This is a genomic window from Roseateles sp. P5_B10, from assembly GCF_056400485.1.
The window spans coordinates 1-702 of the sequence record NZ_JBFULE010001469.1 but is presented as its reverse complement, the minus strand read 5'-3'; the positions used below and the strand labels follow the sequence as shown (position 1 = coordinate 702).

General features: G+C 58.3%; 2 protein-coding genes. One reads left to right on the top strand and one right to left on the bottom strand.

Annotation, left to right across the window (positions count from 1 at the left end; genetic code table 11):
- Nucleotides 1–211, bottom strand: a 211-nt coding sequence (locus tag AC1DU6_RS34030; RefSeq protein ID WP_477862825.1) for an NADPH-dependent FMN reductase, incomplete at its 3' end; no start/stop codon positions are given.
- 325 nt (nt 212–536) lie between these two features.
- On the opposite strand from AC1DU6_RS34030, the gene AC1DU6_RS34025 reads away from it, so the two are divergent.
- The coding region (locus AC1DU6_RS34025) for a caspase family protein (RefSeq protein ID WP_477862827.1) at nt 537–702 on the top strand (166 nt) is incomplete at its 3' end.

Below are 702 nucleotides of genomic sequence, written 5' to 3'. Positions count from 1 at the left end.
CGTCGGAGGCGTGAATGGTGTCACGGAACTTGACCCAATCGGCCGGCGGCGTGGCTTCCAGGTCCTGATTGAAGAATGACAGGTCGTGCAGCGTGATGACGTTCAGCTTCAGCGACGACGGCGCCAGCTTGGCGAATGCATTCGCAACCTTGAGTGAGAATGACTGTTTGCGGAGGCTGCCGACAATGACGGCAACGCTGTAGGTGGCCATGAGATATCCCCTGAATAACTGCTTCCAAAAAGCGCGGAGCGCATCTGGAACCTGTCACCTATCCCGACAAAAGATGCAAGTGCATGGATTGCTTTTGACTGCCGCAATCGGGCCAGACCGGCACGTCCGCCTCGCCCGCCAAAACACATCTTCGTTATGCTAATATCGCTCAAATGGATGACGCGCGCAGCGCCGCTGCGATCGAACCAGCGGAGAGTACTGCGCGACAAACCACGTAAGACAAACCACGCACGCCAGTCCCGACTGATCTGCGACGTCTGGCCAGGCTGCTCGAATTCGACCGTCGCAATATGCGGGGCTTCCGATGCGCAACCTTGGTCTTGTGGCTTCCGTAGTCTTCGCGTTGAGCTTGCTCAATCAGTCGGCCTTCGCCGACAAACGCGTCGCACTGGTGATCGGCAACTCGGCCTACCAGAACGTGATCAAGCTCGCCAATCCGGCCAACGACGCCGCGGCGATGACCGAAACCT